Origin of the sequence: Rathayibacter sp. AY1E6 (assembly GCF_002931115.1) — a bacterium.
Lineage (GTDB): Bacteria > Actinomycetota > Actinomycetes > Actinomycetales > Microbacteriaceae > Rathayibacter.
Genome location: NZ_PSVK01000014.1, coordinates 29,625 through 43,171, shown reverse-complemented (window position 1 = coordinate 43,171; position 13,547 = coordinate 29,625). Strand labels below are relative to the sequence as shown.

Here is a 13,547-nt window from a genome sequence, read left to right as displayed (position 1 = left end):
CCTGACGCGGTCGAGGATGGGCGGCCGTCCGGCAGATCGAGGCCCGGGGTGGCGTGTCCCCCGTCTGCTAAACTACCGCGTAGATTTCAACTTTCCCTGTCTGCTCTTTTCCCCAGCCGGCTCACTGCCCGTCTGGCCTGTCATCGTGAGGGGGTCACCCATGGGGCGCGGCCGTCAGAAGGCGAAGAACACCAAGATCGCCCGTGAGCTGAAGTCGTTCAGCCCGGCGGTCGATTACAGCGCGCTCGAGCGCGAGCTCAGCCACCCGGACGAGCCGGACTACTCGAAGTGGATCGACGCCGAGGACGACGGCGACGACACGGACCTCGTCGAGGAGCCGCACCAGAAGCGTGCGTGACTCCTCCCGTGAATCGGGGCCGCTCCCTCGGGGCGGCCCCGTTTCGCGTGCGGGCGGCGATCCGGCGGGCGAGCGACCCGACCTGGAGCGCGGGACGCTCGGCTGAGCACGTTCTCCCGCTTTCCGCCACTGAGTGCAGAATGTCGGTGCCCCCTGGGACACTGACCGGATGAGCACTTCCCCGCCCGCACGGCTGCCCGTGTGGCAGTCGGAGCGTCGCGGGAACGACCTCGACGAGGCGCGCGACTTCTACGCCGGCTCGTACAACGGCTCCGGCTTCCGGGCCGAGCGCTCGGTCGTGCCGTTCGCGTTCCGCTACACGACGACCGGGCCCGGGCCCGTGAGCCTCCACTCCGCCTCCTTCCTCGGCCGGGTGCGCGGCACGGTGGCCCCGAGCGACGTCTACGTCGCCCTCTGGCTGACCGCGGGGCGCGCCTCCCTCGACCTGGGGCGCGACGAGCACCGCCTCGTCGTCGGGCGCCCGGCCATGTTCCCGAGCGGCCGGCCCTTCGGCTTCGAGGCCCTCGAGTACCGCGACGCGCTCGTGCACTTCGAGGCCGCCCACCTCGAGGCGATCGCCGCCGAGCTGCACGGCACCGAGCCCGGCCCGCTGCGGTTCGCCCCCGTGGCGCGCGACACGACCGCCTGGTGGGCGGCGATCCGCCTCCTGCGCGACACCCTCGCCTCCGCGCACACGCCCACCGCGCTGCAGCGCGACGGCGTCGCCCGCATCGCCGCGCTCGCCGCCCTGCAGACCTTCGCCCACCGCATCGCCCCGCTGCCGGCCGTGCCGCCCTCGGTCAGCGCGCGGCGCCTCCGCCGGGCCGTGGAGTTCGTGCAGGCCAATGCCGACCTGCCCCTCGGAGTGGCCGACATCGCCGACGCGGCCGGGCTCACGGTCCGCGGCGTGCAGCTGGCGTTCCAGCGCGCCTTCGGCGAGACCCCGCGGCACTACCTGCGCGACGTCCGCCTCGAGCGCGCGCACGAGGAGCTCTCGGCCGGATCGATCGGCTCGCTGGTGGTCGGCGACGTCGCCGCACGCTGGGGGTTCATCAGCGGCGGCCGCTTCGCCCAGCACTACGCGACGCGGTTCGGCGAGCTCCCGAGCGAGACCCTCCGGCGCTAGCCCCGCCGATCCCCGACGACGGTTCCGCCGAGGGGCGTTCGGGCGTACTGTCCGAGGACCGCCCGCTGCCCCGCGGGCCGCGTCGATGGAGCCGCGAATGTTCGAACCCGGAGGATCCGCGCGGCCTGTCGCGCGGGTCGGCTACGTCACCGCCGCCCTGCTGGTCGGCGCGATCCTGGTGGGCGGCGCGGTCGGCGCCGCCGTCGCCCTGGTCCTCTACCTGCCCGGCGTCCTCGCCGCCGACGGCCCGCCCGGGCTGGTGAGCTTCGGCCTGCTCATGGGAGCGGCCTCCGGCGCGGGCATCGGAGTCGTCGGAGGCGCGGGAGCGGTCGCCGGCATGGTCGCGGTGCGCGTCGCGAGCCGCCGCGACGGCCCGTTCGTGCTCGGCACCAGCGCGGGCGCCGGTCTCGGCGTGCTGGTCGCCTCCGCGAACCTGCTCGTCAGCCGCGACGCCCCGACCTGGGCGACCGCCCTGCTCGCCACCGCGGCCGCCTGCGCCCTCTGCGCGGCGGGCTCGTGGCTGCTGACCCGGCACGAGCACTCCTGGGAGCGCGCGCACGCCGCACCGCGCTGATCCGCGGCGCCTCCGGGGATCAGCCCGCGTAGGACCCGACCAGGCGGACCGCTCCGCCGTCGACGCCCTTCGCGCCCTGCTCGAAGCCCTCGAACCCGCGCGCGGCGGTCGAGACGCGGCCCGCGACCCACGACGGGACGCCCGAGCGCTCGAGGCGCGCGATCACGCCGTCGGCCGCCTCCGCCGCGACCACGGCGAACATGCCGATGCCGAGGTTCCAGGTGCCCTCGGTGCTCTCGAGCGTCGCGCCGGACATCGCGGCGAGCGCGCGGAACACGTCGGACGGGCTCCAGCTCGCCCGCTCGACCTCGACCCAGGAGCCGCGCGGCAGCACCCGGGCGAGGTTCGCCGCGATCCCGCCGCCGGTGACGTGGCTGATGGAGTGGACGGCCGGGCCGAGCTCGGCGTCGTCGAGCAGGTCGAGGAGGGGCCGGGTGTAGAGGCGGGTCGGCTCCAGCAGCACCTCGCCGACCACGCCGCCCAGCTCCTCGGAGCGGTCGGTGAAGCCGATGCCGCGCTCGGCGAGGATGTGGCGCACGAGCGAGTAGCCGTTCGAGTGCAGTCCGGAGGAGGCCATCGCCACCACGACGTCGCCGTCGCGCACGCGGTCGGCGCCGCGCACCTGGTCGGCCTCGATCGCGCCGACCGCCGCGCCCGCCACGTCGTAGTCGTCGGGTCCGAGCAGGCCCGGGTGCTCGGCCGTCTCGCCGCCGACGAGCGCGGTGCCCGTCTCGGAGCAGGCGCGCGCGATGCCGGCGACGATGTCGGCGATGCGGGCCGGGACGACCTTGCCGCACGCGATGTAGTCGGTCATGAAGAAGGGGCGGGCGCCGACCACGACGATGTCGTCGACGACCATGCCGACGAGGTCCTGCCCGATGGTGTCGTGCTTGTCGATCGCCTGGGCGAGCGCGACCTTGGTGCCGACGCCGTCGGTCGAGGTCGCGAGGAGGGGGGCTCGGAAGTCGCGGAGGAAGGAGACGTCGTAGAGGCCCGCGAAGCCGCCGACCCCGCCGAGGACCCGGCTGTCGTGCGTCGCCGACACCGCCGACTTCATCAGCTCGACGGCGAGGTCCCCCGCCGCCGTGTCGACTCCTGCGCGGGCGTAGCTGCTCGTCTCATCACTCACGCGACGACCCTACCGACTGCCCTCTCCCGCCGCGGCGCGGATCCGGATCCGCCGCACCGGCGGCTCCCGCTCCGCGCCCGCGGTCACGCGTCCCAGGCCACGTAGTGCAGCTCGGCGCGGTCGCGGCTGCGGTGGAGGTCGAGGTAGGACCGGGCGATGACCTCGGCCGCCGCGTCCGGGTGGCCGCCGTCGATGAGCGCGGTGATCGCCACGTGGGCGGCGTAGACGCCCCGGGGCTCGAGCGCGGAGTGGAGGTTGAGGACCCAGTTCCGCAGGCCCCCGACGCAGTCGCCCGCATCGACGCCTGCGACCGCTCGATCGAGCTCGGCCGGGATCTCGTCGAGGCCGCCCACCGCGACGGATCCCTCTCCCCCGACTTCACCCACGACGACCTGATGGCCCTGCTCTGGATGGCGGGCACGACCAGCCGCGAGTCCGCGGCTCCGCAGGGCTGGCGCCGCGTCCTGGACCGCAGCCTCGCCGGCGCCTGGACGGCTCCGAGCAGCTGAGCGGCCGCGCGGCTCCCCGACCGACCGCCCGGCCGATCCGCCGGTCGACGCCGCCCTGAGTACCCCCACGACCACGGATCCGCCCACGGCGAACCATTAGGGGATGAGTCCCCCGCGTGCCAGGATGGACCGTCAAACCCCCCTGCTATCCCCTTGGGAGCCCCTCCGGCATGTGCGGAATCGTTGGGATCGTGTCCTCCGGACCGGTCAACCAGTCCATCTACGACAGCCTCTCCCTCCTGCAGCACCGCGGCCAGGACTCGACCGGCATCGCGACCGCCGACGGCAGCACCCTGCACATCAAGAAGGCCGCGGGACAGGTCCGCGAGGCCTTCCGCACCCGCGACATGCGCTCGCTGCTCGGATCCATGGGCCTCGGCCACGTGCGCTACGCGACGAAGGGCAACGCCGAGCGCGAGGAGGAGGCCCAGCCGTTCTACGTGAACGCGCCGTACGGCATCATCCTCGTCCACAACGGCAACCTCACGAACACGCGCGAGCTCACCGAGGAGCTCTTCCGCATCGACCGCCGCCACCTCAACACCACCTCCGACACGGAGCTGCTGGTCAACGTGCTGGCGAACGAGCTGCAGGCCTCGATGTCGGGCCGCGACCTCGACGCCGACGAGGTGTTCGACGCCGTCGCCCGCGTGCACGAGCGCGTCGAGGGCTCCTACGCCACGATCGCGCTGATCGCCGGCGTCGGGCTGCTGGCGTTCCGCGACCCCTTCGGCATCCGCCCGCTCATCGTCGGCCGCCGCAGCAACACGGGCGCGCCGGACGACTGGGTCGTCGCCTCCGAGTCGCTCGTGCTCGAGGCGCAGGGCTTCGAGATCGTCCGCGACGTCGCTCCCGGCGAGGCGGTCTTCATCACCCCCGACGGCCGGATGGCCAGCCGCCAGTGCGCGAAGGATCCGCGACTCATCCCGTGCTCGTTCGAGTACGTCTACCTCGCCCGCCCCGACTCCGTGATGTCGGGCATCTCGGTCTACGAGGCGCGCCTGCGCCTGGGCGACCGCCTCGCCGACACCATCGCGCAGTACACCCCGGGCGGAGCGATCGACGTCGTCATGCCGATCCCCGACTCCTCCCGCCCCGCCGCGATGCAGGTCGCGCAGAAGCTCGGGATCGAGTACCGCGAGGGCTTCTACAAGAACCGCTACGTCGGCCGGACGTTCATCATGCCCGGGCAGGCGGTCCGCAAGAAGTCGGTGCGGCAGAAGCTCAACGCGATGTCGAGCGAGTTCAAGGGCAAGAACGTCCTGATCGTCGACGACTCGATCGTCCGCGGCACCACCTCCAAGGAGATCGTCGACATGGCCCGCGCGGCCGGCGCGAACACGGTCACCTTCGCATCCGCCGCGCCTCCCGTGCGCTACCCGCACGTGTACGGGATCAACATGCCCTCGCGCCAGGAGCTCGTGGCCCACAACCGCCGCATCCCCGAGATCTCGGAGGCGATCGGCGCCGACCAGCTGATCTACCAGGAGGTCGCCGACATGAAGGCGGCGATCCTCGAGGGCTCGGACGTCACCGACCTCGAGACCAGCTGCTTCACCGGCGAGTACGTCACGGGCACCGTCACCCCGGAGTACCTCGACTGGGTGGAGCGCACGCAGCTGAGCTGAGCTCTGCACAGCGCCGGGCGCGGCGCAACGGGTGCCGCGGATCCGTGCGCCGCTCCATGATCGGAGGGTGCGCGGCCCCGCGCGCATGCACCCGAGGAGTCCCCCGTGATCTACCGAATCCTTCCGTTCCTGCTCACCTTCGTGGCCAAGAAGATCTCGAAGTCGCAGAAGGCCAAGCGCGCCGCCGCCAAGCGCCCGACGTCCAGCGCGAGCAGCAGCCGCCGCTCCTCGTCGCGCCGGGGACGCTGACGCCGCGGTCCCGTCCGCGAGCGCGAGCCGCGGGCGGGACCTTCAGCGCAGGGCGAAGTGCAGCGGCCGCAGGGCGGCCCGCCTCCGCCGGCTAGACCCGGTCGGACCCCGTCTGCGGGTCGTCCTCGTCGGACGTCGTCCGCACGTCGGGCAGGGCCTCTTCGGCCACGGGCTCCTCGGCCGCGTCCTCGCGCTCGACGATCCGCTCGGCGGTGGTCCGGACGACCTTCCGGCCGACGACCCGGTCGAGCAGCACCACGACGAGCCCCGCGAGAGCGCCGAACAGCGTCACGAAGAGCAGCAGGCTGAAGCCGAAGACCTGCCCGCGGGAGAAGCCCTGCGTCTCGGGCAGCGCGAAGGTCAGCACGAAGGCCGCGATCGCTCCGAGCCCGACGCCGAGGGTCAGGATGCGCCAGACGCGCGGGGAGCGGCGGACGTCGACCTCTTCGCGGGTGACCTCGGGGCGGGCGGGATCGCTCATGCCTCCATTCTCCCCCGCGCGGGCGAGGGCACGGCACCGTGATCGCTCAGAGCGCGTGCACGAGCCGGCCCGCCTGCGCGCGCAGCTCGCGGACGACGGTGCGGACCGAGAGCCGCTCCGCCCGGTCCGGCCGCATCAGCGCGACGATGTGCCGCACGGAGTTCACCCCGCGGAGCGGCTTCACCACCACTCCCGCGCCGCCCGCCGTGTAGCGCGGGAGCACCGCGATGCCCAGGCCCGCCGCGACGAACGCCTCCGTCACGCGGGTCGACGCGAAGCGCTGCTCCACCCGCACCGCCTCGCCGGACGCGGTCTCGATGTCCTGCATCACGCGCTCGAACGGGAACCCGTCCGGGACGCCGATCCAGGTCTCGCCGACCAGATCCGCCGCCGACACCGTCGCCCGGTCCGCGAGGCGGTGCCCGGCCGGCAGGCCGATGTCGAGGGGCTCGATCATCAGCTCCGCCATCGCGAGTCCGCGGCCGGCCCAGGCGCTTCTGCCGGTGGGCGAGTGGGCGAGCACGATGTCGAAGTCGGCGGTCAGGTCGGCGAACTCGTCGGTGCCGGGGTCCGCGTCCTCGCACTGCACGACGAGCCCCTCGACGCTCCGGAGCGCCACCAGCGCGTTCGGGAGGAGCATCTGGCCCGCAGTGGGGAAGGTCGCGATGGTGACCTCGCCGATCGGGTTGTTCTTGAACGTCTGCCAGACGGCGTCGGCCCGCTCGAGCGCGATCGCGATCTCGGTGGCGCTCCGGGCGAGCTCGCGTCCCGCCGCCGTGAGCACCACGCCGCGGCCGGAGCGCTCGATCAGCGGCACGCCGGCCTCGCGCTCGAGCACCTTGAGCTGCTGCGAGACCGCGGAGGGCGTGCGGTGCGTCGCCTCCGCCACGGCCGTGATCGAGCGGCGCATCGAGAGCTCGCGGAGAAGTTCCAGCCGTCGCACGTCCATGTAGAGAAACTACACGTCAGGGCAAGAACAGTTCGATTGTCCTACGGAACACGCGGCCGGACACTGGACGTTGTACACAGCATCCCGGCGGATCGATCAGAAGCCGCCGCAACGAAAGGCAGAACACTCATGAGCATCGCAATCCTCGTCGTCCTCAGTGGCCTCGCCGCGTGGGGCACGGTGTCGACGGTGCTCGTCGCCAGCCGCGACGGCTACCGTCAGGTCCCCGCGCAGCACTGAGCCCCGCCGCTCCGCGACAGCACCTCATCGCGTTCCGACGCCGCCTCCCGACCGGGAGGCGGCGTTCTCGCGTCTCCGGGGGCTGCTGCCGCTCCTCGGGGAGCGCCCCCCGCCACGGCTCCCGCGGGTCGACCATCGGCTCGCCCGCACACGACGACGGGCCCCCGACCGGAGTCGAGGGCCCGTCGTGCGCGCGGTGCGGCTACTTCGCGGCGGTGCGGCGGCGCAGGCGCGCGACCGTCATGCCCAGACCGAGCAGCAGAGCGGCGATCCCGGCGGCGAACGCGGGGGTCGCGTCCACTCCGGTCTCGGCGAGGTGGTGCGAGCCGGCGACCGGAGCAGTGGTCGGCGTCGGCGCGGGGCCCGTGGTGGGCGGCGTGGTCGGCGCGGGCGTCGGCTCCGTGGTCGGTCCGGGAGTCGGGGTGCCCGCTCCGGCGCCGGCCGCGACGGCGAAGCCGACGCTGATCTCGGTGCCGGTGGTGTCGAGCACGAACGTCGCGGTGTGCGCGCCGCCCGCCAGACTCTCGTCGATCGGGACCGAGAACGAGGCGCGACCGGTCGAGTCGTCGGTGACGGCCCGGGTCGGGTCGATCGTCGCGGTGCCGACGACGGTGCCGTCGACGCTCGCGGTCACGGTGGTGTCGGCCGCGGCTCCGGTGCTGAACAGGAGCGAGGAGAGGTCGACGGTCATCGTGTCGCCGACCGCGTACTCGCCCGAGTCCGGGACGTTGTCGGTCAGGCCGATCGTGCGCTGCACGGGGTCGGGGCTGACGGTGCCGAGGTCCTGGATGTAGCCGACGAAGGCGTCCAGGTCGATGCGGCCGGAGTCGGCCGTGCCGGTGCCCTCGGTGAAGGTGCTGAAGCCGTCGCCGCCGCTCGCGAGGAAGCTGCTGGTCACGACGGTGAAGGTCGCGGCCGGGTCGATCGGCTCGTTCTGGAAGAACACCTGCGAGATGCGCGAGCCCTCGGGCGCCGTGGCGTCGAAGACGTAGGTGAGGTCCTTCGAGGTGGAGAGGTTCAGCTGCGGGTGGCTGGAGCTGCCCACCCACTGCTCCTCGAGCAGGTCGGAGATCTGCTCGCCGGTCAGCTGCAGGGTCACCAGGGTGTTCGCGAAGGGCTGGGCGTCGGAGGCCTCGGCGTAGGTGACCACGCCGTCCGCGTCGCCGGGCTGGTCCGGAGTCGCGGTGTAGGAGAGGTCGTCGCGCAGGCCGCCCGCGTTCGAGAAGGCGATCTGCGTGCCGAGCTCACGGGTGGCCCACAGCTGGGCGTCCGAGACGAGGTTGCCGAGGGTCGACTCCGAGCCGCGGTTGGTCGTGGTGCCGTCCGGGCGGTAGGCGCGCGAGATGTCCTCGGTGATGGTGCCGACCTTCACGCTGCCCTCGCGGACGGCGACGGCCTGGGCGTCGGCGACGATGGTCTCGACCTCGGGGTCGGGCTCGAAGGCGCCGACGACGATCGTCTTGGCCGGGTCGTCGGAGGTCGGGTCGTCGACGACCTTCGTCAGCGGCACGACCTCGCTGGTGAGCGACGTGAGCTGCTTGGTCGCCGGGTCGACGGTCAGGGACATGCGGCCGATGTTCTCGGCGTAGCTGCCGGTCTGCGACACGACGGTCGGGAAGGCCCGGCCCGCGTCGATGCCCGCGTCGTACTCCTGGTGGCTGTGGCCCGAGACGATCGCGTCGACGTTCGGGGCGACCGCGTTGACGATCGCGCCGAACTTGGGGTCCGCCTCCGGAGTGTTCAGCTCGGCCGCGTCGGCGTCGGCTCCCTCGTGCAGGAGCAGGACGACCACGTCGGCCTCGTCGTTGGCCGCGTCGCCGTCCTGGAGCTGCGCGGCGACCTCGTTGACGTTCTCGGCGATCGGCTCGATGGAGAGCGTCGAGATCGTGGCGGGGCTGACGAGCTTGCCGAGGTCCTCGGTGATCGCGCCGATGAAGGCGACGGAGACGCCGTCCTGCTCGGTGATCACGTACGGGGAGTAGGCGCGCTCGCCGGTCGCGGTGTCGTAGAGGTTCGCGTTCACGTAGGGGAACGCCGAGGCGTCCACGACGCGGCCGTCGACGTCGGCGCGGCCCTGGTCGAACTCGTGGTTGCCCAGGGTGCTGACGTCGAGGCCCATCGCGTTGAGCGAGTCGAGCGTGGGGATGTCGCCCTGCACCTTCGACACGAAGGTCGAGGCGCCGATGTTGTCGCCGGCCGAGACGAACAGCGTGTTCGGGTTGGCGGCGCGGTAGGAGTCGACGGCACCGGCGAGCACGGCGGCTCCGGCGACGGCGCGGTCGGCGGCGAGCCGCCCGTGGAAGTCGTTGATCGAGAGGATGTCGATGGCGACATCGCCCTCGGCCGCCACGGCGGGCGTGGCGCCGAGGAGGGCCGCTCCGGCGACGGCGCCGACGGCGGTCGCGGAGAGGAGTCGGGTGAGGCCGCGTCGGCCCGGGGAAGTACTGCGCATCGTGAAGGGGACTCCAAGCATCGAGCGGTGGATCCGGAGAGGATTCGTGCCGCGTGAGGGGGTTATTCCCAGACAACCCGACGGCGGACCCCAGGTCAAACGATCCGACGACGGCTCGCCGCCGCGTTTACGAGAAGTTAACTCGCCGACGCTCAGCCGACGCGCAGGATGGGGAGGAACGGCGTGAGGTCCGCGCGCACTCCGGAGGCGTGGATCCGCCCGCTCGCGAGACCCTCGCTCCACGGCAGGGAGCCGGTCGCGAGCGGCAGCCAGGTCGCCGCGTCCATCTCGATCACGTTCGGCGGAGTCCCGCGGGTGTGGCCCGGTCCCTCGACGCACTGGGCCGCGCCGAACGGCGGAACGCGCACCTCGACGCTGCGTCCGGGGACGTTCGTCTCGATGATCTGCAGGAGGAACCGCACCGCCGTCGCCGTCGTGTTCCGGTCCGCTCCTCCGGCGAGCGCCGCCCGCACCGCGGACTGCCCGCTCGCCTCGTCGATCCTGCCCTTGGCCATGCATCCATCCTGCCGCCGCCGCTCGCTCCCGGAGGCCTCCCGCCGGCTCCGCCCGGCGTGTCGGCGTCCGCAGCGCCGCCCTGCGGAGGAGGACGTCACAGGGACCAGCCCCGGGGCGGGGCGCCCTATCCTGTCAGGGTGAAGATCCTCGTCCTCGGTTCGGGTGCCCGTGAGCACGCCATCATCACGGCTCTCCTCGCGGAGGAGGAGCACCACGAGATCATCGCGGCGCCCGGCAACGCCGGCATCGCGCGTGACGTCGAGGTCATCCACTTCGACACGAACAGCCCCCGGCTGGTCAGCGACTTCGCGGTGGAGCAGGGCATCGAGCTCGTCGTCATCGGCCCCGAGGCGCCCCTGGTCGCCGGAGTCGCCGACGCGCTCCGCAAGCGCCGCATCCCCACCTTCGGCCCCGACCGGGCCGCCGCCGCACTCGAGGGCTCGAAGACCTTCGCGAAGCGCGTGATGGACATGGCCCGCGTGCCCACCGGCCGCGCGACCCGCGTCTCCACCCTGGTCGACGCCACCCGCGCCATCGACGAGTACGGACTCCCCTCGGTCGTCAAGGCCGACGGCCTCGCCGCGGGCAAGGGCGTCCTGGTGACGGAGTCGCGCAGCGCGGCGATCGCGCACGCCGAGTTCTGGCTGCAGTCCGGCGACGTCCTCATCGAGGAGTTCCTCGCCGGCCAGGAGGTCTCCCTCTTCCTCCTCTCCGACGGCCACGACGTCGTCCCTCTCTCCCCCGCGCAGGACTTCAAGCGCCTGGGCGACGGCGACGAGGGGCCGAACACCGGCGGCATGGGCGCCTACTCCCCGCTCCCCTGGCTCGCCGACCGCTGGGAGAGCGAGCGCGCCTTCGTCGACGAGGTGATCGACACGGTCGCCATCCCGACCATCCGCCAGCTCGAGCGCGAGCGCACCCCCTTCGTCGGACTCCTCTACTGCGGCCTCATCGTGACCGACGCGGGCCTGCGCGTGATCGAGTTCAACGCCCGCTTCGGAGACCCCGAGACCCAGGTCGTCCTCCCCCGCCTCGCCTCCCCGCTGTCCGCGCTGCTGCACGCGGCGGCGACCGGCGCGCTCGCCTCCGTCCCGTGGCCCGCGTTCACGGACGAGGTCGCCGTCACCGTCGTCCTCGCGAGCGAGGGCTACCCCGAGAACGCCGTCACCGGACGGACCATCACCGGACTCGACGCGGCGGCGGACGTCCCCGGCGTCACCATCGCCCACGCGGCGACCCAGCTGGTCGACGGGAGCTTCGTCGCCACCGGCGGCCGCGTGCTCAACGTCGTCGCGCGCGGCGCCGACTTCGCCGAAGCGCGGGAGCGGGCGTACCGCGCGCTCGACCTGATCCACCTCGACGGCGGGCTGTATCGGAGCGACATCGCGGCGAAGGTCGCGCAGTAGCGCGACCTCAGCGTGATGTCGGCCACGCCGCTCCCCGCGCGGCGTGGCGCAGTCAGCTGGGAGAGTGGCCGGGTCTCGGGGAGCGATCGGCGCGTCCGAGACGCTCGGCACGCGTTCCGGTCGACGCCTCGAGGGTGGCCGGGGGTGGAGTGGACCCGCGCTCGGACTCGGACCTCCGCGACGCGGGCTCGCGGCGGAGGTCGGTCGCCTCGCGGGGGGCGGGTCAGGCCAGGGTGCGGAGGGCCTCGGCGAGGTGGGGGTGCGCGAAGGTGAAGCCGGCGTCCTCGAGGCGGGCGGGCACGACCCAGCGGGACTTGAGCAGGAGCTCGGACTCGGTGCGGAGCAGGAGCGTCGCGGGCTCGAGGACGAAGCGCGGAGCCGGCACGCCGATCCGGCGGCCGACGGCGGCGCGGAGCAGCCGGGAGAGCTCGGTGTTGTCGCTCGGATTCGGCGACGCGAGGTTCACCGGCCCGTCGAGGGTCGACTCCTCGAGGAAGCGGATCGACCGGTGGACGTCCTCCACGTGGATCCAGCTGAAGTGCTGACGGCCGCGGGTGCGCCGGTGCTCGTGGTGCACACCGGCCTCGCGGCGCGCGCGCGTCGAGGGCCACGGCCCGTCGAACTGCGGACCGCCGAGGCCGAGCCGCGCCAGCCGCAGCAGGATCGCCGTCGCCGGACCGTCTCCGAGCACGATGGACATCCGCAGCGCCACGCGCCGCACGCCGGGCGTCTCCCCGGCGAAGAACTCCGACTCCCACGCCCGCGCCACGTCGACCGAGAAGCCCTCGCCGAGCACGCCCTCGTCCTCGGTGTTCGCCCGCTCCTCCTCGTGCCGGTAGATCGTGGCCGTGCTCGCGTTCATCCAGACCGGCGGAGGAGTCGCGGCCGCCGCGACCGCCCGGTGCAGCTCCGCGGTGGTCGCCACGCGCGAGCGGAGGATCTCGGCGCGGTTCGCCGCGGTGTACCGGCAGTCGACGCTCTTGCCGGCCAGGTTCACCAGGAGGCGCGCACCGTCGAGCACGCGGGTGATGCCGACGGTGTCGCCCCAGCGCGCGTCCGGCCCGGAGCGGCCGATCCTCCGCACCGTCCAGCCGTCGGCGGTGAAGCGGCGGGCGAGGTCCGTCCCGAGGAATCCGCTCGCACCGGCGAGGACGACGACGGGGTCAGCGGTGCTGCTCATCGCCCCATCGTGCCGCACGGCGCCGGAGTCACGGGGAGGACTCGTCGCAGGCGCGCTGCCGGGACGCGGAGTGGGTGGAGGCGGGCCTCGATCAGCCGCCGAGCGACCCCGCATCGCGGAGGAGACGCGCCGCGGCGAGCGCCCCGGCCAGCCGCTCGGCGAACCCCGGCGGCACCTCGGCGGGCAGCGCGTCGACCGGCCACCAGGCCACGTCGTCGCTCTCGTCGCTGACGGTCACGGGAGCGTCCGGATCGGCGATCGCACCGTAGCCCACGTCCCAGTGGCGGGAGCAGCGGCCGAAGCCGTCGCCGAGCGCGTGCCGGTCGAGGTCGAGGGGCAGGACGCCGAGCGGCTGCAGTCGTGCCGCTCCGCTCTCCTCCTGCGCCTCGCGGAGGGCCGCGTCGGCCGTGGAGTCGTCACCGGGCTCGACGTGACCGCCGAGCTGCACCCAGAACCGGCCCTTGCGGTGGAAGCAGAGCAGCACCTGCGCCAGATTCGGCGAGAGCACGAAGCAGCTCGCCGTGACGTGCTCGGGGCCGCCGTCGCGCTCGAGCGCCGACTCGCCGCGCTGCTCGAGGAACGCCAGGTACTCGTCCCGCAGGTCCGCGAGCGCGCCCGCGTCCCACTCCCGCAGCTCGTCCGCCAGCCGCGTCCCTCGCTCCCCCGTCACGCGATGGACCCTACCTCCCCTCCGCGAGCTGCCACTCCGGTGCGCGACACGGCGTGCGTGGCGTAACGGAGCGGCAGCTT

The 13,547-nt window shown here is 73.3% G+C and carries 14 protein-coding genes; 6 read left to right on the top strand and 8 right to left on the bottom strand.

Features of this window, described 5'->3' with window-relative positions:
- Positions 1-160 precede the first annotated feature (160 nt).
- The 3 genes from C5C46_RS11860 to C5C46_RS11850 all read left to right on the top strand — a co-directional run bounded on the left by C5C46_RS11860 (position 161) and on the right by C5C46_RS11850 (position 2,058).
- Complete coding sequence (locus tag C5C46_RS11860) at positions 161-358, top strand: DUF3073 domain-containing protein (protein ID WP_097167615.1); 198 nt, start codon at positions 161-163, stop codon at positions 356-358.
- Positions 359-527: 169 nt separating this feature from the next.
- Positions 528-1,484, top strand: a complete 957-nt coding sequence (locus tag C5C46_RS11855; RefSeq protein ID WP_104337536.1) for a helix-turn-helix transcriptional regulator — start codon at positions 528-530, stop codon at positions 1,482-1,484.
- A gap of 97 nt (positions 1,485-1,581) precedes the next feature.
- A complete protein-coding gene (locus tag C5C46_RS11850) occupies positions 1,582-2,058 on the top strand; it encodes a hypothetical protein (RefSeq protein ID WP_104226816.1) in 477 nt (158 codons plus the stop codon).
- Positions 2,059-2,077: 19 nt separating this feature from the next.
- Here C5C46_RS11850 and purM read toward each other — a convergent pair whose 3' ends face one another.
- Positions 2,078-3,187 (bottom strand): phosphoribosylformylglycinamidine cyclo-ligase, encoded by a 1,110-nt coding sequence (gene purM / locus C5C46_RS11845; RefSeq protein WP_104226815.1) that lies wholly within the window; start codon positions 3,185-3,187, stop codon positions 2,078-2,080.
- 83 nt (positions 3,188-3,270) lie between these two features.
- Positions 3,271-3,573, bottom strand: a complete 303-nt coding sequence (locus tag C5C46_RS11840) for a hypothetical protein (protein WP_146078984.1) — start codon at positions 3,571-3,573, stop codon at positions 3,271-3,273.
- 293 nt (positions 3,574-3,866) lie between these two features.
- On the opposite strand from C5C46_RS11840, the gene purF reads away from it, so the two are divergent.
- Together purF and C5C46_RS16975 are read left to right on the top strand one after the other, a co-directional pair.
- Complete coding sequence (purF, locus tag C5C46_RS11835; RefSeq protein ID WP_104223766.1) at positions 3,867-5,324, top strand: amidophosphoribosyltransferase; 1,458 nt, start codon at positions 3,867-3,869, stop codon at positions 5,322-5,324.
- A 105-nt stretch (positions 5,325-5,429) separates the two neighbouring features.
- Positions 5,430-5,573 carry a hypothetical protein gene (locus C5C46_RS16975; RefSeq protein WP_181028791.1) on the top strand — a complete coding sequence of 48 codons (144 nt, stop codon included), beginning with the start codon at positions 5,430-5,432 and terminating at the stop codon, positions 5,571-5,573.
- A gap of 91 nt (positions 5,574-5,664) precedes the next feature.
- On the opposite strand, the gene C5C46_RS11830 is transcribed toward C5C46_RS16975, so the two are convergent.
- The 4 genes from C5C46_RS11830 to C5C46_RS11815 all read right to left on the bottom strand — a co-directional run bounded on the left by C5C46_RS11830 (position 5,665) and on the right by C5C46_RS11815 (position 10,210).
- Positions 5,665-6,054, bottom strand: a complete 390-nt coding sequence (locus tag C5C46_RS11830; protein WP_104226813.1) for a hypothetical protein — start codon at positions 6,052-6,054, stop codon at positions 5,665-5,667.
- 46 nt (positions 6,055-6,100) lie between these two features.
- A complete protein-coding gene (locus C5C46_RS11825; protein ID WP_104223768.1) occupies positions 6,101-7,003 on the bottom strand; it encodes a LysR family transcriptional regulator in 903 nt (300 codons plus the stop codon).
- Positions 7,004-7,445: 442 nt separating this feature from the next.
- Complete coding sequence (locus C5C46_RS11820; protein ID WP_181136517.1) at positions 7,446-9,695, bottom strand: bifunctional UDP-sugar hydrolase/5'-nucleotidase; 2,250 nt, start codon at positions 9,693-9,695, stop codon at positions 7,446-7,448.
- 152 nt (positions 9,696-9,847) lie between these two features.
- Positions 9,848-10,210, bottom strand: a complete 363-nt coding sequence (locus tag C5C46_RS11815) for a sterol carrier family protein (RefSeq protein WP_104223770.1) — start codon at positions 10,208-10,210, stop codon at positions 9,848-9,850.
- A gap of 138 nt (positions 10,211-10,348) precedes the next feature.
- Here C5C46_RS11815 and purD point away from each other — a divergent pair, with 138 nt between their 5' ends.
- Complete coding sequence (gene purD / locus C5C46_RS11810) at positions 10,349-11,617, top strand: phosphoribosylamine--glycine ligase (protein WP_104226811.1); 1,269 nt, start codon at positions 10,349-10,351, stop codon at positions 11,615-11,617.
- A 223-nt stretch (positions 11,618-11,840) separates the two neighbouring features.
- Here purD and C5C46_RS11805 read toward each other — a convergent pair whose 3' ends face one another.
- On the bottom strand, positions 11,841-12,797 hold the full coding sequence (locus C5C46_RS11805; RefSeq protein ID WP_104226810.1) for an epimerase: 957 nt from the start codon (positions 12,795-12,797) through the stop codon (positions 11,841-11,843).
- Between the two features lie 91 nt (positions 12,798-12,888).
- Positions 12,889-13,467, bottom strand: a complete 579-nt coding sequence (locus C5C46_RS11800) for an NUDIX hydrolase (RefSeq protein ID WP_258059461.1) — start codon at positions 13,465-13,467, stop codon at positions 12,889-12,891.
- Positions 13,468-13,547 lie beyond the last annotated feature (80 nt).